Annotated in this window: 15 protein-coding genes; 2 read left to right on the top strand and 13 right to left on the bottom strand. The window is 61.6% G+C overall.

Going from position 1 to position 20,638, the window contains the following annotated elements:
* Window positions 1-198: 198 nt before the first annotated feature.
* On the top strand, window positions 199-1,206 hold the full coding sequence (gene ftsZ / locus AC0L2Y_RS17115; protein WP_352489868.1) for a cell division protein FtsZ: 1,008 nt from the start codon (window positions 199-201) through the stop codon (window positions 1,204-1,206).
* Between the two features lie 44 nt (window positions 1,207-1,250).
* On the opposite strand, the gene AC0L2Y_RS17110 is transcribed toward ftsZ, so the two are convergent.
* From AC0L2Y_RS17110 to AC0L2Y_RS17080, 7 genes are all read right to left on the bottom strand, one after another.
* Complete coding sequence (locus AC0L2Y_RS17110) at window positions 1,251-2,267, bottom strand: phosphotransferase family protein (RefSeq protein WP_473558001.1); 1,017 nt, start codon at window positions 2,265-2,267, stop codon at window positions 1,251-1,253.
* Window positions 2,268-2,274: 7 nt separating this feature from the next.
* Window positions 2,275-3,516 carry an acyl-CoA dehydrogenase family protein gene (locus tag AC0L2Y_RS17105; protein ID WP_473558160.1) on the bottom strand — a complete coding sequence of 414 codons (1,242 nt, stop codon included), beginning with the start codon at window positions 3,514-3,516 and terminating at the stop codon, window positions 2,275-2,277.
* Between the two features lie 223 nt (window positions 3,517-3,739).
* Window positions 3,740-5,881, bottom strand: a complete 2,142-nt coding sequence (locus AC0L2Y_RS17100; protein WP_352489866.1) for a beta-galactosidase — start codon at window positions 5,879-5,881, stop codon at window positions 3,740-3,742.
* A gap of 18 nt (window positions 5,882-5,899) precedes the next feature.
* The gene (locus AC0L2Y_RS17095; protein WP_473557998.1) at window positions 5,900-7,039 is read right to left on the bottom strand and encodes an ABC transporter ATP-binding protein; all 1,140 of its coding nucleotides are present in this window, start codon (window positions 7,037-7,039) and stop codon (window positions 5,900-5,902) included.
* A 61-nt stretch (window positions 7,040-7,100) separates the two neighbouring features.
* Window positions 7,101-7,952 carry a carbohydrate ABC transporter permease gene (locus AC0L2Y_RS17090; RefSeq protein WP_473557995.1) on the bottom strand — a complete coding sequence of 284 codons (852 nt, stop codon included), beginning with the start codon at window positions 7,950-7,952 and terminating at the stop codon, window positions 7,101-7,103.
* Window positions 7,952-8,836: a carbohydrate ABC transporter permease gene (locus AC0L2Y_RS17085; protein ID WP_473557993.1), complete on the bottom strand. Its 885-nt coding sequence runs from the start codon at window positions 8,834-8,836 to the stop codon at window positions 7,952-7,954. The genes AC0L2Y_RS17090 and AC0L2Y_RS17085 overlap by 1 nt, the downstream gene beginning before the upstream one ends.
* 71 nt (window positions 8,837-8,907) lie before the next feature.
* Window positions 8,908-10,179, bottom strand: a complete 1,272-nt coding sequence (locus tag AC0L2Y_RS17080) for an ABC transporter substrate-binding protein (protein ID WP_473557990.1) — start codon at window positions 10,177-10,179, stop codon at window positions 8,908-8,910.
* Window positions 10,180-10,421: 242 nt separating this feature from the next.
* On the opposite strand from AC0L2Y_RS17080, the gene AC0L2Y_RS17075 reads away from it, so the two are divergent.
* Complete coding sequence (locus tag AC0L2Y_RS17075) at window positions 10,422-11,624, top strand: ROK family protein (RefSeq protein WP_473557988.1); 1,203 nt, start codon at window positions 10,422-10,424, stop codon at window positions 11,622-11,624.
* A 27-nt stretch (window positions 11,625-11,651) separates the two neighbouring features.
* Here AC0L2Y_RS17075 and melA (AC0L2Y_RS17070) read toward each other — a convergent pair whose 3' ends face one another.
* The 6 genes from melA (AC0L2Y_RS17070) to melA (AC0L2Y_RS17045) form a co-directional block, all read right to left on the bottom strand.
* Window positions 11,652-13,022 (bottom strand): alpha-galactosidase, encoded by a 1,371-nt coding sequence (gene melA / locus AC0L2Y_RS17070; protein ID WP_473557986.1) that lies wholly within the window; start codon window positions 13,020-13,022, stop codon window positions 11,652-11,654.
* 21 nt (window positions 13,023-13,043) lie between these two features.
* Window positions 13,044-14,711 (bottom strand): ABC transporter ATP-binding protein, encoded by a 1,668-nt coding sequence (locus AC0L2Y_RS17065; protein ID WP_473558158.1) that lies wholly within the window; start codon window positions 14,709-14,711, stop codon window positions 13,044-13,046.
* 9 nt (window positions 14,712-14,720) lie between these two features.
* A complete protein-coding gene (locus tag AC0L2Y_RS17060; protein ID WP_292653801.1) occupies window positions 14,721-15,854 on the bottom strand; it encodes an ABC transporter permease in 1,134 nt (377 codons plus the stop codon).
* A 1-nt stretch (window position 15,855) separates the two neighbouring features.
* Window positions 15,856-16,863 (bottom strand): ABC transporter permease, encoded by a 1,008-nt coding sequence (locus AC0L2Y_RS17055; protein WP_473557983.1) that lies wholly within the window; start codon window positions 16,861-16,863, stop codon window positions 15,856-15,858.
* A gap of 104 nt (window positions 16,864-16,967) precedes the next feature.
* Entirely contained in the window at window positions 16,968-19,052 is a 2,085-nt protein-coding gene (locus tag AC0L2Y_RS17050; protein ID WP_473557981.1) for an ABC transporter substrate-binding protein, read from the bottom strand.
* Between the two features lie 118 nt (window positions 19,053-19,170).
* A complete protein-coding gene (gene melA, locus AC0L2Y_RS17045) occupies window positions 19,171-20,637 on the bottom strand; it encodes an alpha-galactosidase (RefSeq protein WP_473557979.1) in 1,467 nt (488 codons plus the stop codon).
* Window position 20,638: the final 1 nt, after the last annotated feature.

Here is a 20,638-nt window from a genome sequence, read left to right as displayed (position 1 = left end):
CTGCACTGTATCAAAGCGCATTGCGTGAACTTTCAGTGGCAAGTCGCCTATGAGGCACATCGCGCACTTGCAGCCCGCTTCGCGCTCTGATTCCCTGCACTCTGGGCTGTCCTGATTCGCACTGCCCGGTTCAAAGTTTTCGCAGTGCGCCCGGGACAAGCTTCCAGCGACCACTCGGCGTATCCAGGGAGAACGGCAATGAACACCGCGGCGAGGCCGGTAATCTCGGAGATGAGGCCCAAGATCACGGTTGTCGGGGTCGGCGGCGGCGGCGGCAACGCCGTCAACAACATGATCGCCGAAGGCCTGCAGGGCGCGGAATTCATCGTCGCCAACACCGACGCCCAGGCCCTTGCCATGTCGAAGGCAACGAGGCTGATCCAGTTGGGCGCTCATATCACCGAAGGTCTGGGCGCCGGGTCCCTGCCCGAGGTCGGCCGTGCCGCGGCCGTGGAATCCATCGACGAGATCATGGATCACCTTGCTGGAACGCATATGTGCTTCGTGACCGCCGGCATGGGAGGCGGAACCGGCACCGGTGCCGCGCCTGTTATAGCGCAGGCAGCACGGGCAGCCGGAATACTGACCGTCGCCGTCGTTACCAAGCCATTTGTCTTCGAAGGCAGGCGCCGCATGTACGCTGCCGATGAGGGCATCGAGCGCCTGCGCGAAAGCGCTGATACCGTCATCGTCATCCCCAACCAGAACCTGTTCAGGATCGCCGACGCCAGAACCACGTTCGCCGACGCCTTCGCCATGGCCGATCGGGTTCTCTATGCGGGCGTCGGCTGCATTACCGATCTGATCGTCAAGGAAGGCTTGATCAATCTCGACTTCGCCGATGTAAAGTCGGTGATGCGCGACATGGGCCGCGCCATGATGGGAACCGGCGAGGCCGCCGGAGAAGGCCGCGCCAAGAAGGCGGCGGAAGCGGCAATCGCCAACCCGCTGCTCGACGAAGCTTCGATGATGGGCGCCAAGGGCGTCCTTGTCTCGATATCGGGCGGCATGGACATGACGCTGTTCGAGGTCGACGAAGCTGCTACCCGCATCCGCGAGGAGGTCGACAACGATGCCGACATCATCGTCGGCGCCATCTTCGACAAGGCACTCGCCGGAAAATTCAGGGTGTCGGTCGTGGCGACCGGCCTGCGGCGTGGCCTGGAGATTCCGCTGCTGGCGGAACCGGAAGTTCGCATGAACTGAACGCGTATCGCGTGCGGCTCGCTCAGCTGATTGCCAGCCTTTCCTCACCAGGGCCGCGCGCGGTCGATGACCTCCATGGCGCGTACAGCAAAACGGCCGGCCAGTGGTGCCACATCCGCCGCATCGGCCGCAACCGCGCTGCCGGCCAGCACGCGGTCGGCGATGCCGACGAAGATCACCGCAAAGCGGAACATGGCAAACACCAGATGGAACTGCTGCAGCGGCGCCGTCGGCACGGCGTGAGCGAAGTAATGATCGAGGAATTCGCGCTGTGTGGGAATGCCGAGTGCTGCCTGATCGAGGCCGAGGATGCCGCCATATTCGTCAGGCGAGGAATGCCAGGGCATCGAGGAGAAGCCGAGATCGGCAAGCGGATGGCCGAGCGTCGATAACTCCCAGTCGAGTATGCCGATCACCTCGGGCCGCGCAGGATGGAAGATAAGATTGCCGAGACGGAAATCGCCATGCGCGATCGAGACTCGGCCGTCATCTGGCGGAAGATGTCGCGGCAGCCATTCGGCGACGGCTTCGAGCGCGGCAATGCGTTCGCTCGGCGATTCCCGCAACTGTCTGGTCCAGCGCGCGATCTGTCGTTCAAAATAGTTCCCGGGACGGCCATAGTCGCCGAGCCCGACCTCTTCCGGCCGGACTGCGTGCAGCTTTGCCAGCGCCTCGGCCATGCCGAAATAGATGCCGCGCCGCTCGTTCGGCGCCAGTCCGGGCAACGCGCCATCGTGGAACACCCGGCCGTAGAGCCGCTGCATCAGATAGAACGGTGTGCCGAGCGGCTCGTCGCCGTCGTGAAAGAGCACCGGCCGCGGCACCGGCACGTCTGTTGCCGCTAGCGCCTCGATCACCCTGTATTCGCGATCGACGGCATGAGCGCCGCGCAGGATCGGTCCCGGGGGTTTCTTGCGCAGCACCATGCGGCGGCCGCCATAGTCGAGGAAATAGGTCGGGTTGGATTGGCCGCCGACGATCCGCTCAAGCGACATCTGGCCATCGCCAAAATGCGCTCTCAGAAAATCCTCCAGGCGTACTGGATCGAAATCCATCCTCATTGCCGGCTCAGCGGTTCCCGCCGCGACCTGTTTCGTCTTGCGTGCCGGCTTCGACATGCCAGCGCCAGAAGCCTGTACCTTCCTCGTTGAGGACACGGTTGAGCACCATCTTGTGGACCTCGTCGGCGCCGTCGACCAGGCGAGCCTGGCGGGCGTAGCGGTAGATCCATTCGAGTACAGTGTCTTTCGAATAGCCGCGGGCGCCGTTGATCTGGATCGCCACGTCGGCGGCGTCGTGCAGCACGTTGGCGACCTGGATCTTGGCCATGGAGACCTCCTTGCGGGCAAAGCCGCCGCGGTCGAGCTCCCAGGCCGCCTTCATCACCAGCAGCCGCCCGATCTCGATGCGCATGGCAAGGTCGCCGAGCATCAGCTGGATACTCTCGCGGTCGGCCAAAAGCTGCCCGAAGCCGCTACGCTCGGCGGCATAGGCGCGCGCGATCTCGATGCAGTGCTTGGCAAGGCCGAGCCAGCGCATGCAATGGGTGAGCCGCGCCGGACCGAGCCGGACCTGGGTAACCCTGAGGCCGCTGCCTTCGCCGGCAAGCACGTCCTCGACCGGGACTTCCAGGCCGTCGAACTCCAGCTCGCAATGGCCGCCATGTTCTTCCGGCCCCATGATCTCGATGCGCCGCACGATCCGCCAGCCCGGCTGGTCCTTATGGAACAGCAAGGCCGAAAGGCCGTGACGCGGATCGTCCGAAGTGCGCGCTATGAGAATGAAATGGCTCGCCTCTTGCGCGCCGGTGATGAACCATTTGCGGCCTTTGACGACATACCTGTCGCCGCGCCGTTCGGCTCTGGTCAGGATCATCGACGGGTCGGAGCCGCCCCCCGGATGCGGTTCCGTCATTGCGAAAGCCGAGCGCACCTTGCCCTCGACGATCGGCTTCAGCCATCTTTGCTTCTGCTCCGGCGTCCCCAGCCGTTCCAGCACCATCATGTTGCCGTCATCGGGGGCCGCGGAATTGAATACGACCGGACCGAAGATCGAGCGGTTCATCTCTTCATAGCAGACCGCCATATCCACCTTCGAGAGGCCGGCCCCGCCGGTCTCGGGCTTCAGCTGCAGGCACCACAGGCCGGCTGCTTTCGCCTTGCCCCGCAACGTTTCGAGCAGCGGCAGCGCAATATTGCCATGGCCGTCATAGGAAGCCTTGTCTGCCTCGAGCGGCAGGATCTCGCGCTCGACGAAGTCGGCGATCCGGCTGCGGAAGGCCTCGGTGCGGACGGAAATGTCGAAATTCATGGCGCTCACAAGGATGAGACGAGTTGCCGCCATCGACTCCGATGGTCGCGCCGGTAGTGTAACTGCCGTCGTTGGATGGGAGCAACAGCAGTGCACCGGCCGTTCCTTGCGCACGTCAAAGCGCCGGTTCGATATGGATCGATGCCGGCGCGCTGCCGATGCCGGTCGAATTCCAGGATCAAAGAGTACTCAGGTTTCGTATGGCTAACGTCCGCGACAATGCTCAGGCCAATTCGATGACAGCACAGCCATAGCCGTCCAGCGTCAACACTCCGGAGACAGGCTCTTCGCTATCGAGCAGGTTGCTGCCGGAGGGAACGCCGGTTACCGCAACGGGCGTGTCTTTGATGTTTTGCACGAACAGCAGCCGGCGTTCGTCATTCTCGCGCATCGTGACCTCGACGCCTTCCGGCAGATCCGGAACCAGAGGCTCCACATTCGCGTCCACGAAAGTGCGCGTAGCGAGCTGAGCTGTCAGCTCCGGGGTTAGATAAGTGCCGACATAGAGCACACGGCCCTTGCCGACGGCGCGGGAGGTAATTGCAGGCGTTCCTGCCGCGTAGCGGTTCGACCAAACCCCTACAATTTCGACTTCCGGTTCGACTGCGAGGTTCTCATAGAAATAACCGGCATCGAACTCGTGATTTCCGACGGTGAAACGACGGATACGGCGGCTGGATTCGGCCGGTCTGTCGGGAGGAATGACGAGCCCGCCGGAGCGCGACATGGTATTGAACAGGCCATTAGCCCCAGGTGCCGCCAGCCGCCCGAAATCCTCGACGCGAACGCCGGTCAGCTTCGACAGCGACCGGCCTGGCGGCGTCTCGCAGATGACGTGGTTGTTTTCGTCGCGGGTTCCCGTGCGCGCGCCGATGATGACGGTACCGCCATTTTCGGCAAAGAGTTGCAGCCGCTCGGTCCAGCTGTCCTTCCAGATCACCCAATGCGGCACGTAGAACACCTTGAGCTTCGACAGATCGTCTTCCGGGTGGATGAAGCCGCAGGCGATGCCGCGGTCATAGCAATACTGATGCAGCAAGGTTGCATCATCCTGCGGACTTGGCAGGCCGATGGGGAAGGTCTTGTGGGCTTCCTGATTGTCGAAGTCCGAGCCGGCGATGCCGACATCCATCCGCACATAGGTGCCCAGGATCTTGTTTTTCAGCGCCGTCAACTCGGTGGCGAACTGCCTGGCTTCGTCATAGCGGCGGCGAGCGACATCATCGTGGTCGATGATGCCCATCCAGTATATCTCCGCACCGAAATGCGCGGGGCGCCAGCGGAAGAACATGATACCATCGGCGCCACGCGCAACCGACGACATCGCCATGCGCCGCATTTCGCCCGGCTCCGGCGTCAGCGTGCAGAAGCCCGGCTGGGCGCCAAAACCCGACTGTTGTTCCGGCACTATGTAGTTGCCGGAAAATCCCCTGCAGATGTCGAGATGCAGTGCCTGGATCTTGGCGTGGTTGCCGAGGCGAAAGAACTCGTCATAGAGGAACGGATAGATGTCGTAGCCGACGAAGTCGAGATCGGTGGAGAATTGGCCGCGAAAGTCGATGTCACGCAATCCGCCGAGATTGTGGAAGATGAACCAACTGGCATTCGCTTCTCTCAGGATCTCGACCTGGTCGTGCTGGAACCGTGCTGTCGAAAAGGCGAGAAAACGGTGGTAGTCCTGGAGGTGACCGGGACCGGGAAAGGACGGTGAGAATTCCAGCGGGAAGACAATTTCGCTGAAATCGCCGTAAGCCGTCGCCCAGAAGTCGCCACCCCAGGCGAAATTCAGCCTATCTATCGTCTGGTAGGTTTCCTGGAGATAAGCCTGGAATTCCTTCAATGCCGACGGCGAATAGGATTCCGGCATGCTGGTGTTGAGTTCGTTGTCGGTCTGCCAGCCAATGACATTTGCGTTGTCGCGGTAGTGGTCCGCCATCGCCTTGGTGATCTTGCGGCTATAGTCGCGAAACACCGGGCTGCTGGTGTCGGCATACTGGCGTGAGCCGTGGCTCATCGACCGGCCATTTCCATCACGCCGCAGGATTTCCGGATGTTTTGCCGTCAGCCAGCGCGGCGGAGTGGCGGTCGGCGTGCACAAGATCGTGCTGACGCCGTGACGCGCCAGCCCCTCGATTGCGCGGTCGAACAGGCTGAAATCGAAGATGCCTTCACGCGGTTCGAAAATGTGCCAGGCGAATTCGCCGAGGCGGGCGACGTTGAAGCCGGCCTCGGCCATGCGCCGGGCGTCGTTGTCCCAGTAACTCTCGTCCACATGTTCGGGGTAGTGCGGCGCGCCGACCAGAAAGCGGTCGGTCTGGATCGTGCGCCAGACCGACAGGGCGCGGCCTTTTGAAGTCTTGTTCACGAAGGATACTCCTGCAGATCAGTCGGTGATGGTGGACTTGCGGGCACTGATCGTCCGCTCATCGACAGAGGAAAAGAGATAGACGTCACGCGGCTCGACCTTAAAGCCGATGGTCGCATCGGCAGCGACGGCACTCGCATGGCCGATCTGGACGGTGACGTTGCCGCTGCCGCTTTCGGAACTGACGCATTGCAGCGGGCCGGCGTCGGCATAGAGGATGGTCTCGCGGCCGAGATGCTCGACCAGCCGTACCCGTCCGGCAAAACTCGCCGTCTCTTCCGCGGCCAAGCTGATGCTCTCCGGCCGGATCCCCATCGTCAGCCTGTCCCCGACCTGTACCGATGCAGCTTCCGTCAATTCGACAGTCAAGGGAGAAAGACCGGCGGCCGACAGCGTGGCGACGCCGCCGGAGACAGCGGCGACCGCCACTTCGAAAAAATTCATCCGGGGTGCGCCGAGGAAGCCGGCGACGAAGAGATTGGCCGGGTTGCGATAGAGTTCGAGCGGAGCGCCCACCTGCTCGACCGAGCCGCGATTGAGCACGACGATACGGCTCGCCATTGTCATCGCCTCGGTCTGGTCGTGCGTGACATAGACCATGGTGGCGCCGAGCCTGGCGTGCAGATCGGAAAGCTCGACGCGCATCTGCGTGCGCAGCGCTGCGTCAAGGTTGGATAGCGGTTCGTCGAACAGGAACACGTCGGGCGAGCGGGTTATCGCACGGCCGATGGCCACACGCTGACGCTGGCCGCCGGAAAGCTGTTTCGGCCGCTTGTCGAGCTGGTCGGTAATGCGAAGGATCTTGGCGGCTCGCAGCACGGCGGCGTCGATCTCGGCCTTGGGGCGATGCGCCATGCGCAGGCCGAAACCCATGTTCTCGGCGACCGTCATATGCGGGTAAAGCGCATAGGACTGGAAGACCATGGCAATGCCGCGCTCACCCGGCTCGGTGGTGGTGACATCACGGCCGTTGATGAGAATCTTACCGGTCGAGACGGTTTCAAGCCCGGCGACGATCTTCAACAGCGTTGACTTGCCACAGCCGGACGGCCCGACGGTGACAATGAACTCGCCCTGTTCGACGCTGAGATCGATGCCGCGCAGCGCGTGGTAGCTGCCATAATTCTTTTGTATCTGCCGGAGTTCAAGACTGGTCATGGAGCCCTGCTTGCGAAATCAGTTTCGGATCGGGTGGGCGACGCCTTGAAGCCATGGTCGCTCATCCCTTGACCGCTCCCATGGTGAGGCCGGTGATGAAGTGCTTCTGCATTAGGAAGAACATGGCAACCGGCGGCATAGCCACGACGATTGTGCCAGCCGAGATCAGGTTCCAGGCCGAGACCCATTCGCCGCGCAGATTGGCGAGGCCGGCGGTGACCGGTTTGACGGTATCGCTGATGGTAAGCACGACCGCCCAGAAATAATCGTTCCAGATAAAGGTGAAGAGCAGGATGGCAAGCGCCGCGAGAGCCGGCCGCACCAATGGGACCACGATATGTACCAATGTCTGGAACGGCGTCGCGCCCTCGGCCCTGGCTGCCTGAAACAGTTCTCCCGGCAAGGCGGCGATAAAGTTGCGCATGAACAGTGTCGCAAACCCGGTCTGGAAGGCGATGTGGAAGATGATCAGGGCCGCCATCGTGTCGTAGAGGTTGAGCCGCACCATGAGATCGCGCACCGGGATCATCATGATCTGGTGCGGCAGGAAGTTTCCGCCGACGAACAGGGCGAAGACGAGCATGTTGCCGCGAAACCGGTAACGGGCGAGCACGAACCCGGCGAGAGTGCTCAAGATGAGAACGCCGATCACCGAGGGGATGGTGATGGTCAGGCTGTTGAGGAAGTAGCGGGCCATCGGCGTCTGGGTGAAGACCGCTATGTAGTTGTCGACCAGGCCGAATTGCGTCGGCCAGCCCCACAGATTGCCGCCCATGACATCCTGCGTGGAGCGGAACGAGGTGAGAATGATGGCAAAGAGCGGTGCCAGCCAGACAATCAGGATTCCGGTCACCAGCACGACATAGAGGCGACGCCGCCAAATAGCAGTTTCGGGAAACGGGCGAGGAAACATCAGCCGCCCCTTTCATCGGCGCGGATCATCCGCGTCAGGTACCAGGCGATGAAGACCGCCATGATCACGAACAGCACCGAAGCAATGGCCGCGCCATAGCCGAAGCGGTAGGAAAAGATGGACTGCTCGAACATCTGATAGGCAAGCACCTCGGACGAACCGAAGGGGCCGCCGCTGGTCATCACCGAGACCATGTCGAAGGAACGCAGGGCGCCGACGACGGTGACGGCGATGGCGATAAAGGTGACCTGCGTCAGCTGCGGCAACACGATGTGGCGCAGCATGTTCCAGCCCCTGGCGCCGTCGACCCGCCCGGCGCCGATCAGGTCCTCGCTGAGATTGTTGAGGCCGGCGAGATAGAGCACCATGCAGAAGGCGATCTGCGGCCACAACGCTGCGATCACGACGGCGAAGGTGACGAAGTTTTCATCCGACAGCACTGCCGGGGCGGTCGCGCCGAAGGTGCGGAAGATCAGCGCGAGAAGCCCGAATTCCGGCGTATAGACCCAGGTGAAGACAACGCCGACGGCAACAGAAGCCAGCACCAGCGGAATGAAGAACAGCGATTTGAGCAGGCGCATACCTCGGATTTTCTGGTTGACGAGCAGCGCGATGGCGAGGCCGAGCGGCGGCGCCAGCATGAACATCACCAACCAGATCAGATTGTTCTTCAGCGAAACATAGAACTGCGGGTCGGCGAACAGTTCGCGGTAGTTGCCGAGGCCGATCCAGACCATCGGGCTGAAGCCGTCCCATTCGTGCAGGCTGATCCATAGGCTCTCGACCGCAGATGCCAGAATGACGACGGAAAACAGCACAGCGGCGGGCAGGATCAGAAGTGTCGGTGTCAGCCACCAGCAATGGCGGCGCCAAAGCTTCGTCATTTTGGGAGACCCCATTCACCGGAACGCATTGGGGAGCGGGCAAGATCCCCGCTCCCCTCCGCTGGGAGACGCTAGATCTTGAAGATCCGGCGACGAGTTCCCTCGAGACGCTGGAGAATGGCATCCCGGCGCTCCGGCTTGGCCATGAATTCCTGGAAGCCGACCAGGCCGGCCTGGGCCATGTCGGGATCGGTATCGCGGTCGTAATATTGCGACGTGCCGGCCACCGTCTTCAGGCTTTCCACAGCTGCGTTGACCAGCGGGTCCTTGCTGGCTGGAAGGTCGTTGCGCGGCGGAACGTTGCCGCCAGGTTCCAGATAGGGGCCGAAATTTTCCGGCTGGTAGAAGAAGGCGAGGAACTCGCGGGCACCCGCCTTGTTCTTGGCGTTGGCCGGGATGTGGACCGAATTGACCGAGAATTCTTCGTAGCGGTCGAGGGCGCCCTCAATCTTCGGGAAAGGGGCGAATGTCAGCTGCTCGAGATCCTGCTCAGGGAAAGTAGCTTTCACGAAGGCGCCGAGGTTCATCATGCCGGCCTTCTTCTGGGCGAGGAAGGCGCCGGCCTCCTGCCAGCCGAACGACGTCTGATCCGGCGTGAAGAAACCCTGCTTGATCAGTTCCTCCCAGTGGTCGAAAACAGCCTTCAGCGCCGGGTCGGTGTAAGCCATCTTGCCGTTCATCAAGGCAAAGTGCTTGTCGAGACCGTTGATCCGCAGGTTCATCTGGTCGAACCATCCGGCCGCCGGCCAGAGTTCCTTGGTGCCGATGCTGACGGGAATAAGGCCGGCAGCCTTGGACTTCTCGCCGTAAGCCAGGAATTCGTCCCAGGTCGCCGGCACCGTCAGTCCGTGCTCGGCAAAGACGTCCTTGCGATAGAACATGCCCCACATCGTGCCGCCGGTCGGCAGGCCATACTGCTTGCCGTCGACGGTGACGGCACCGGTCGTGGCACCCAGCACGTCCTTGTACTTTTCCTTCTCGAACAGATCCGAAATGTCGTCGAACAGGCCGCGGGTGACGAAGGCGCGCATGCGGTTTCCGGAGAACCAGAAGCAGACATCCGGCGCGCCGGCTACAAGGTAGTTGCGGATCGCGGTCTTGTGGGCCTCGTGATCCATATTGTTGATCACAACCTTGGTGCCGGACTGCTTCTCGAAGTCGGCGGCGATGCGCCGCAAAATCCGCAGGGCATCGGCATTGTTTTCGTCTGAAATGATGGTGACTTCGCTCGACTGGCTGAGTGCCGGCATCGGGAAGCCCGCGAGCGCTGCGGCGGAAATGCCGCCCGCTCCCTTCAGGAAATTGCGCCGCGTCGACGGCTTTTCAATCCACTTGAACGTCATTGTTACTCCTCCCTGTTGTCAATTCTCTACTGGCACTCCGGCCGGCGCGGTTGTTCTTCTCAACGGCGCGGCTCACCTCCCGGGCGAGAGAATATGCTTGCCCGTCCCTTCAGAGCGCGGTGACATTGCTAACCGGATTAATTTCGCTGACCCCCGGTTCGGGTGTTGAACAGTCGGGCAAACTTATGCATATGTCTTCTCGAGAGGCAATAATTAATTTACAAAATTAAGAAAGCGGATCCGTGAAGCTCAAGGGTGACCCGAGCACGACTCGGGCGATGAACCGCAGACTGATCCTCAATCTCTTGCGGCAGGAGGGTCCGCGCAGCCGGGCCGACATAGCGTCCGTTACCGGCCTTAGTCCGGCAGCGGTCACCTTCGTTGTGGCCGACCTCATCGAGGAGGGCCTGCTGATCGAAGGCAAGACAGTCGTGGGCTCGGCTGGGCGCCGCCCTATCCCGGTGGATATCAACTATGCCAACGGCCTTGCCATAGGTTTCAAGCTGATGGTCGGATCGGTCGAGTGCGTGGTCACCGACCTTGCGACCAATCCGTTGGGCTCTCTGCGCGTCAAGCTCTCGGACAGCGATCCCGACCATATCATAGCGACCTTGGCCAAGGCGGTACCGGAGCTGATTTCCATTGTCGATCGGCCCGCTGCCAAGCTTGCCGGGATCGGCGTTTCAATGCCTGGCGTCATCGACAACCAGAAGGCTGTGTGTATCCGCAGCAATCGCTACAACTGGGACAACGTTCCCCTTGGCCCGATGCTGGCCGAACTGGTAGACGTCCCCGTGTGGCTTGAGGACGACACCAATGCCTATGCCATTGCCCAGCAACTCTTCGGCCTGGGACGCCAGCACCGCAATATGGCTGTGCTGGCGATCGGCGTCGGAATCGGCTGTGCGCTCGTCTTCGAAGGCAAACTCTATCGCGGCGCGAACGGTGCCGCCGGCAAGTTCGGCCACAGCTCTTATGAGGAGAACGGCCGCCTTTGCGAGTGCGGAAAACGCGGCTGCCTGATGGCCTATTACGCCGAGCCGGCGATCCTGCGCACCTGGCGCGAAGCCACCGGGCACGACGAAGCGGACAGCAAAGTGAGCCTTATGGCAGCCTTGGCAGACCGCGAACCGCGAGCCGTCGCCATTCTCGAAGAAGCCGGACATGGCATCGGCTGGCATCTCGCCAATCTTGTCAACATCACCGACCCGGAGGTCATTGTCGTCGGCGGTGAAGCCGTGTCGTTTGGTGATGCGCTGTTTGGCCCAATGCGGCTGACGCTTGGGAAAAATACCTTTCGCGCGGCACCACCAATGCTGCTGGACTGGGAGGACAATTCCTGGGCAAGGGGAGCGGCTGCTCTCGTAACGCAGAAGCTCTTTGATTTCGAAACATCTGCCGGCAACGCCGCTCCGCTTTCAAAGCCGGCCCTATGGTCGGCATAGGGCGAGTGAAATAGACAGCCCTGCGCCTCAGGCCGCCCGAACGCTGCGCGCTCCACGCGCCCAGGCCGGCAGCCAATCGCCATGCGCAACCAGCAAATCATCGACCAGAGACCATATCTGGTCGAGGTCGAGCTCGGCCGCCGTGTGCGGGTCCATCATCGCCGCGTGATAGATGTGCTCGCGGTTCTCGGTCATCAGCGCCTGGACCGTCAGCTCCTGGACGTTGATATTGGTGCGGATCAGCGCGGTGAGCTGCACCGGCAGGTCGCCGATGAACGTGGGTTGAATGCCGGAGGCGTCGACGAGGCATGGTACCTCGGCCGCGCAATTATATGGCAATGACGTGATGCAGCCATTGTTGCGGACGTTGCCGTAGATCACCGACGGCTCGCCGGTCCAGACCGAGTTCATGATCGAGGACGCATATTCCTTCGACTGCTCCACTTCGATCTTGTCAGCCGAGCGATAGGCTTCCGCTTGCCCCTTCCAGCGTTCGATCTGCTCGATGCAGCGCTTCGGGTATTCGTCGAGCGGGATACCAAATTTCTCGATCAGATCTTCGCGCCCGTCCTTGATGAAATAGGGTGTGTATTCCGCGAAATGTTCGGAGCTCTCGGTGACGAAGTAACCTAGGCGCTTCAGCATCTCGTAGCGCACTCTGTTCGGGCAGCGCGGGTTCCACCCCGGCTTCGGCGCCCGCCCTTCGCTGTAGGCGCGCAGCAGATCCGGATAGAGGTTGCGGTAGGAGTCGTCCGGCTGGCGATGCTCGAACTTCAGGTAGAAGGCCATGTGGTTGATGCCGGCCGAGCGGTAGCGAATCTCCTCGTAGGGAATGTCGAGATCATGCGCCAGTTCCATCGCCGTGCCCTGCACCGAATGGCAGAGGCCGACCTGCTTGATGTCGGGATATTTCTCCGCGATCGCCCAGGTGTTGATCGCCATCGGGTTGACATATTGCAGCATGATCGCCTGCGGGCAGACCGCGCGCATGTCCTCGCAGATCTTCCAGAGATGCGGCACGGTTCTCAAGCCTCGCATGATGCCGCCGACACCGAGCGTATCGGCTATGGTCTGCCGCAGCCCGTATTTCTTCGGAACTTCGAAATCGGTCACCGTGCAGGGCTCGTAGCCGCCGATCTGGAAGGCGACGACGACGAAATCGGCGCCCGCCAGCGCCTTGCGCTGGTCCGAATAGGTTTCGGCTTTGGCCTTTACGCCAAGCGTCGAGATCAGCTTGCCGACGACGATTGCGCTTTCCTCGAGCCGTTGCGGATTAATGTCCATCAGCGCGATCATCGCGCCGGATAAAGCCGGACGCTGCAATATGTCGCCGACGATGTTCCTCATGAACACCGTCGAGCCAGCTCCGATGAAAGCGACCTTGGGATTTCTTGCCACAACAACCTCCGGCATAAGCAATCAGGCTACCTCGAAAGCGGCTTTGACCAGCCGTTCGGTGTAAGCGGTTTTGGGATGGGACAGGACTTCGTCGACCGGCCCCTCTTCGACGATCTTGCCGTGCTGCATGACGATGACGCGGTGGCACAGCGCCCGCACGACCTTGAGGTCGTGCGAGATGAAGATGTAGCTCAGGCCCCGTTCGCGCTGCAGCTTGCGCAGCAATTCGATGATCTGCGCCTGGACCGAGAGATCCAGCGCCGATGTCGGCTCGTCGAGCACGATGAATTCCGGTTCGAGCGCGACGGCGCGGGCAATCGCAATACGCTGGCGCTGGCCGCCGGAAAACTCGTGCGGGAAGCGCGACAGGATATCGCCGGGCATGCCGGCGCTGATCAGCGCCTCGCGCACCCGCTCGATCCGATCGTTCCTGGTGGCGCCGATGCGGTTGACGACCAGCCCTTCCTCGATGATCTGGCCGATCGTCATGCGCGGGTTGAGCGACGAGAACGGATCCTGGAAGACGACCTGCATGCGCGACCGCAACGGCCGCATTTGCGCGCGCGAACAGCCATGGATCGGCTGGCCATCGAAATAGATCTCGCCGCTGTCTGTGGTGTTGAGCCTGAGCAACGCCTCGCCGAAGGTGGTCTTGCCCGATCCGGATTCGCCGACGAGACCCAGCGTCTCGTGCCGCCGAAGGGTCAGGCTGAGGCTGTCGACGGCGACGAGTTCGCGCAGGTCCGGCCTCATGAACGTGCCGTGCCGCAGCATGAAGGAGACGCGCACATCCTTGGCTTCAAGAATGACGTCGGCGCCTTCCGGCAACGAATTTGCCTGGCCGCGCGGCTCGGAGGCAAGCAGATGACAGGTGTAGGGATGCTGCGGATCGGCGAACAGCTTCTCCGTCACATTGTGCTCGCGCATCTCGCCATGCTGCATGACGTAGACATAGTCGGAGAACTGCCGCACCACAGTCAGGTCGTGCGTGATCAGGATCACCGCCATGCGCAGTTTCTTCTGCAGGTTGCGGATGAGATTGAGGATCTGTGCCTGAACCGTGACGTCGAGCGCCGTCGTCGGCTCGTCGGCGATCAGCACATCGGGATCGTTGGCCAGCGCCATGGCGATCATCACACGCTGGCGTTGGCCGCCGGAAAGCTGGTGCGGATACTGTTTCAGCCGCGCCTGGGGTTCAGGAATCTGCACCTGCTGCAGCAGCTCGAGCGCCCTTGCTTCGGCCTGCCTGCGGCTCATCTTGCGATGCACCCGGATCGCCTCGACGATCTGGCTGCCGATCGTGTAGATCGGATTCAGCGAACTCATCGGTTCCTGGAAGATCATCGAGATGCGGTCGCCGCGCAGTTTGCGCCGCGCGCGCTCGGAAAATTTCAGGATGTTCGCCCCGTTGTATTCGACAGTCGATTTCGGCGACACGACTGCGCGCTTCGACAACAGTCCCATGACGGTGCGCGCCGTCACCGACTTGCCCGATCCGGATTCGCCGACGATGGCGATCGTCTCGCCGCGATAGAGCTGGAAGGAGATGTCCTTGACCGCTTCCACCATGCCGTGCTCGACCTTGAAATCGACGGCGATGTTGCGGGCATCGATGACCGGGTCTTCCGAACGGCCGTCATGGTCGAGCCGGACAGGCGGTGCGAAGGATTTGACGAGCGCGTGTTGCATCATGTCACGTCAATACGGATCGACCGCATCGCGCAGTCCATCGCCAAGCGCGTTGAACGCAAAGACGGTGACAAGCACGAAGCCGACCGGCGAGAGGATCCAGGGATAGGTGCCGATGACCGAATAGGTCGCCGTGTCCTGCAGCATCAGCCCCCAGGAGATCAGCGGCGGCTTCACCGCAAAACCGAGAAAACCGAGGAAGGATTCCAGCAGGACCACACTGGGGATCGCCAACGTGACGGCAACGATCACGTGGCTCATCACGTTTGGAAAAATATGCTGCATGATGATGCGGCCATCCGTGGCGCCGACCGCCATCGCCGCACGAACGTAATCGATCCGCGCCAGCGCCAAGGTCTTGCCGCGCACCTCGCGCGACATCTGCGCCCAGCCGAGTGCCGACATGACAACGATCACGAAGGCCAGAAAGACATTCGTCGGCGCCGTCACCGGAACCAGCGACGTCAGCGCCAGATAAAGCGGCAATTGTGGAAATGCGAGCACCAGTTCGACGAAGCGCTGGACCCAGACATCGAATGTGCCGCCGAAATAGCCCGACACCATGCCGACCGTCGTGCCGATCACGGTGACGATGAAGACCACGGTCAATGCGATCATCAACGAGATGCGCGAACCATAGATCGCACGCGCCAGCACATCGCGGCCGAATTTGTCGGTGCCAAGGAAGTGCACCGGCTGGCCGTCGGTCGAGCCGAAGAAGTGCCGGTTCGCGGGAAGCAGCCCGAGCAGTCTGTACTCCGCTCCCTTGACGAAGAAGCCGAGCAGCCGCGGATGGTCGTAGTCCGGCCCGACGACGGGTTGGAAGGTAACCGGGTCGAGGTCTTCCGAATCCGCCAGGGCATAGACGCGTGGCTGGAAGACGAAGTTGCCGTCCTTGTCATGGAAGCTCATCATCTGCGGCGGGGCAAAGCCGACATCGGTCACCTTGGGATCCATCGGTGCGAAGAAGTCGGCAAACACCGCCAGCAGCACCAGAAACGCGACCAGGATGAGCCCGGCCATACCGGTCCAGGACCGTTTCAGGCGGCGCCAGACGAGTGCGATGTAGCTCTCATTGCCGCGCGGCTTGATCTTGGCCGATTCCTCGGCAAGTGGCGGCAGCGAGGGCTCGAACGCAAGCATCTCAGGACCCTGCATATTGGCGCACACGTGGGTCGAGCATGACGAGCAGCATGTCGGCGATGATGTTGCCGACGATCAGCGTTGCCGACAGCACCATCATGAAGGTCGCCGTGACATAGACGTCGCCGACCGCCATCGAGCCAACGATCGCCGGGCCGACGGTCGGCAGGGCAAAGATGATCGCAGTCTCGATCTCGCCGGTCAGCATATAGGGCAGCACCACACCCTGATACATGACCAGCGGATGCAGCGCATTGGGCACCGCATGACGCATCACGACCGCACCGCCGCTGAGGCCCTTGGCGCGAGCGGTTTCGACATATTGCGCGTTCAGGGTGTCGAGCAGATTGCCACGCATCACCCGCATGTTGTAGGCGAGCCCGCCGAAGGTGGCGATGGCGACAACCGGCCAGACATGCCGGACGAGATCGACGAACTTCGCCCAGGACCACGGAGCCCCGCCAAATTGCGGCGAAAAGAAGCTGCCGATCTCGGAGACGTTGAACTGGAAGACCAGCAGATAAACGATGATCAGCGCCATCAGGAAGCGCGGTACCGTCATTCCGAGGAAGGAAATCGCCGACAGCGTACTGTCGATCCAGCTGTACTGCCGGGTCGCCGCCCAGATGCCGAAACCGATGCCCAGCACCGAAGCCAACAGGTGGCAGACAAGCGCAAGCAGCAGCGTGCGCGGCAGCCGCTCGCCCACCACGTCGGCGACGGGCTTGTTGTAGTATAGGCTGTAGCCGAAGTCGCCGCGGGTGACGATGCCGGCGATCCAGTTCAGGTATTGGAGCGGAACCGGCTTATCGAGGCCATGCTCCACGCTATAAGCCTTCGCCTGGGCATCGGCCTCGGCAAAGGAGGCTCCACCCTGGTTGATGAGCTGCAAGCGGATGTAGTCGGCATAGTTGCCCGGCGGTGCCTGGATGATCGCGAAGGTAACCACGCTCAAAATGGCGAGAACCGGTATCGCGGATGCTATGCGCATAAGCAGAAATCGCAGCATCGGCCGTTTCCCTCCTCGCTCGGTTTCAGTTATCCCCTCGCCGCTGGCTTTGTCCCGGCCGCGCCAGCAGCGCGGCCGGGAATTTTCAAGTCAGGGGAGGAAACTCAGTTCGTCGGACCCTTGTCCCCGGGCTTTCCGGGAAGCTGTTCGGGGAACAGTTCATATTTCTGCTGCTTGTCGACAGCGACCCAGACCCTTTCGCGAATGATCGAATCTTCGGCCCAGTTGAACATGAAGATCGGCGTTCCCTGCGGGATATTGGAGAAGCGGTTGTTGATGATCAGCGCGCCGGGATATTCGGTCAGCCCGACGGTATAGACGTGTTGCGTCGAGATCTTCTGGAACTGCTTCATCAGGCTGGCGCGCTCGTCGTTGTCCTGCGCCGAGACGAACTTGTTGACGATGTCGACGAGGTCCTTCTCGAACGGCATCAGATCGACCTGGCCGTTTTCCGGAGCGCGATGGTTCCAGCTTGTGCGTGGGCCGATCGGCGCCAGTTGCTCGGTGTTCTGTACGACCGAGGTGAGCTCCTCATCATTGCGCCTGACCATCCAATCGAAACGGCCGGAATACATGGACGCGTCGCGCTGGACGCCGTTCAACCCGTTCAGGACAACGCGAAGACCTAGCCTCTCCATCTGGCCGACGACGCCCTCCGCGAGGCTCTTGTCGGTGGTGTAGTCGTTGTTGACGAGCATCACGATCTCGACATTCTTGCCGCCGGCGGTGCCGGCAGGAAAATTGACGAAGCCGTCACCGTCGGTGTCCTTCAGGCCTGCCTTGGCGAGTTCCGCCTTGGCGCCTTCGAGATCGAAAGGATAGTAGACAGTCGACTTCCGGTCGTAGAAGCTCGTACCCGAGGAGAAGCCGCCCGGATAGATGGCGGTGAACGGACCCTTGACCAGCGAGTCGCCGAGCGCCTTGCGGTCGAGCGCCATGGTAACGCCCTTGCGGAAATCCTCGTTGCGGTTCAGCTCGCGAACCGCCTGCCCACGCTCGTCGGGATTGCCCCAGCCGTTGGCGGAGAAGTTCATCCGCAGATTATAGCCGATCAGCCGTGGACCGAAGGCAAGTCGAGCCGGCGCGTCCTTTTGCGCCGCCCGCTTCAGCGAGGCGACGAAATTCTCTGGCTGCTCCAGATTGGAGATGTCGGCCGCCCCCGACACCGCCTGAACGTCGCGGTCGGCCCAGGTTGATAATTTGTAGTGCAGCTCGTTGAGATACGGCAGCTGGTTGCCCTTCTCGTCGACCTTCCAATAGTACGGATTACGGCGCATGACGATGATGTCGTCGGGGCGGTATGCCACCGGCACCCAGGCACCCATCACGGGCATGTTCATATATTCCGGCGGGAACGCGTTCTTGAACTGCTCGTAGGTGTTCTTCGAATATTTCGGATGCTGCGGCTTGAGGATATGCGACGGTCCGGGGCAGAACTTGCCGTAAGCCATGGCGTAGAGGTGTTGCTTCGGAAAGGCGTCCTTGAAGGTCCACTCGACGGTGTAGTCGTCGATCTTCTTCAGCATCGTGCCAACGCCGAAGGTCTCCTGCGTCGCGCCGTTCAGCGGCGACACATTAGGGTCGATCACCTCGTCGTCCCAGTAGAACATCACATCGTCGGCGTTGAACGGAACGCCGTCCGACCATTTCGCACCCTCGACCAGATGCATCGTCAGCGTGTGGCCGTCCTTCGACCAGTCCCAGCTCTTGGCGAGGTTAGGCAGCGGCTCCGTGTCCTTGGCCTCGACCTGGAAAAGCGGTGCGGTGCGCGTCAGGCATTCGGAAAGGCCGATGTCGATGCCGCCCCAGCCTTGCGTCTGGCCCGCGCCGTAGTTCCAGCCCTCCGGCCGGCCGCCGATGACATGGCGCATCGTATCGCCGTAGACGCCGACGCCGTCCGGCATGTTGCCGGTCTTGAAGACCAGCGGCTCCTTCGGCAGCCGGTCCTTGACCGGCGGCAGCTTGCCTGCCTTGACGTATTTGTCGGTGACCCAATCGGGTTCGTGGTAGTCTGGAAGTGCCTTGAACTCCAGGATCGAGTCGCGCGCGACGTATTTGATCTTTCCCTCGGCGGGAAATTGCGCGGGCACCGGCGGCACGGTCGGCTCGGATGCATACGCGTTCAGCGCCGAGGCCGAGACGCTAAGCGCCAGCCCGGCGAGAATGCCAATGTTTCGAAAATTCCTCATCGTCTCTCCTCCCTCTTGTTCAGGAGCGCGTTGACGCTGCTCCATCTCTCCTCGAACAATGTACAGACGGGTGCGGAAAATCCTCCCGAAAGCTCGCCGCGATCCGTCCTGGCGAAATTCAGACGGCCTGCTTGAGAGCCGTTTTTTCCGCACGTAGTTCCTCGATCGAACGGACGTCGCGCCGCGCCGCGCCCGCCCATTCGCGGGTCTTGACCCTGGATTTCGAAAGCCGTTCCTTCGCGGCCGGCACCGCATCGGCATATTGAGGCAGCCAGCGGGCCTGGGCGACGACCATTTCGTCCACCATTTGCCAAACCTCTTCCGGCGTCGAAACCGCGCCGACCAGCGGGTCGTGCAGGACCGCGAGCTTAAGCAGGTCGATATCGCCGGAGATTGCCGCATGAACCGACATGCGCTGGACGTTGATCGAGGAAATGCAAGTGGCAGCGCAGGCCTCCGGCAGCGTAATGCCGGCCGCCATGTTGATACCGAAGCGATCGACGAAGCCGGGCGACTCGATGATCGCGTCCTGCGGCAGGTTGGTGATGATGCCGTTGTTCTTGACGTTGAAATGGCCGCGATAAACGCGGTTCGTCTCAAGCGCTTCGAGAATGTGGCTGGCATGCTCGTTGGAGCGCTTGGCGGGGTCTATCGGCCTGGCGGCGGACTCCAGAAATTGCGGGAACTCGGTTTCGAACCAGTTGCGTGTTTCGGTCGAATAACGAAGGTAGCCGCCGGTCTCGCCGTGGATCCAGTCGGACATATCGATCCAGCGGGTGATTTCGTCCGGCCGCTTGCGATACCAGGGCAGGTATTCGGAAAGGTGGCCGTTGCTTTCAGTCGAATAGACGCCGAAGCGCTTCAGGACGTCGATGCGCAGCTTTTCCTGCTGCGAATAGACCGGATGCGCCTCGAAGGCGGCAACAAGCTCGTCCTTGCCGATCTTGCGGCCGTTGAGACGCAGGTCGATGAACCAGGTCTGGTGATTGATGCCGGAGCAGACGTAGTCGAGCTCGGTGCGCGACTTGGCGCCGAGCACTTCGGCGATCTGGTCGGCGCCATGCTGGACGCCGTGGCAGAGGCCGACGGTATCGACCCTGCCATATTCGATCGCCGCCCAGGTGTTCATGGCCATCGGATTGGCGTAGTTCAGGAATTTCGCCCCAGGCTCGGCGACTTCGAGGATATCCTTGCAGAAATCGAGGATCACCGGAATGTTGCGCTGGCCATAGAGGATGCCGCCGGCGCAGATCGTGTCGCCGACGCACTGGTCGATGCCATACTTCAACGGAATGCGGATGTCGTCCGCATAGGCTTCGAGACCGCCGACGCGAACGCAGCTGATGATGTAGCGGGCACCCTCGAGGGCAGGACGGCGGTCGGTCGTTGCCGTAACCTTGGTCGGCAGCCTGTTGAATTCGACGACCCTGTCGAGGATCGACTTGATCATCTGGAGGTTGCGCTCGCTGAGATCGGTCAATGCGAACTCGACATCCCTGAATTCAGGAACGCACAAAATGTCGGTGAAGAGCTTCTTGGTGAACCCGACGCTTCCCGCACCGATGATAGCGATCTTGAAACTCATC

It is taken from the genome of Mesorhizobium sp. WSM4830 (assembly GCF_055811495.1).
The sequence above is the reverse complement of the archived record's forward strand: the minus strand, read 5'-3'. Positions and strand labels throughout refer to the sequence as shown.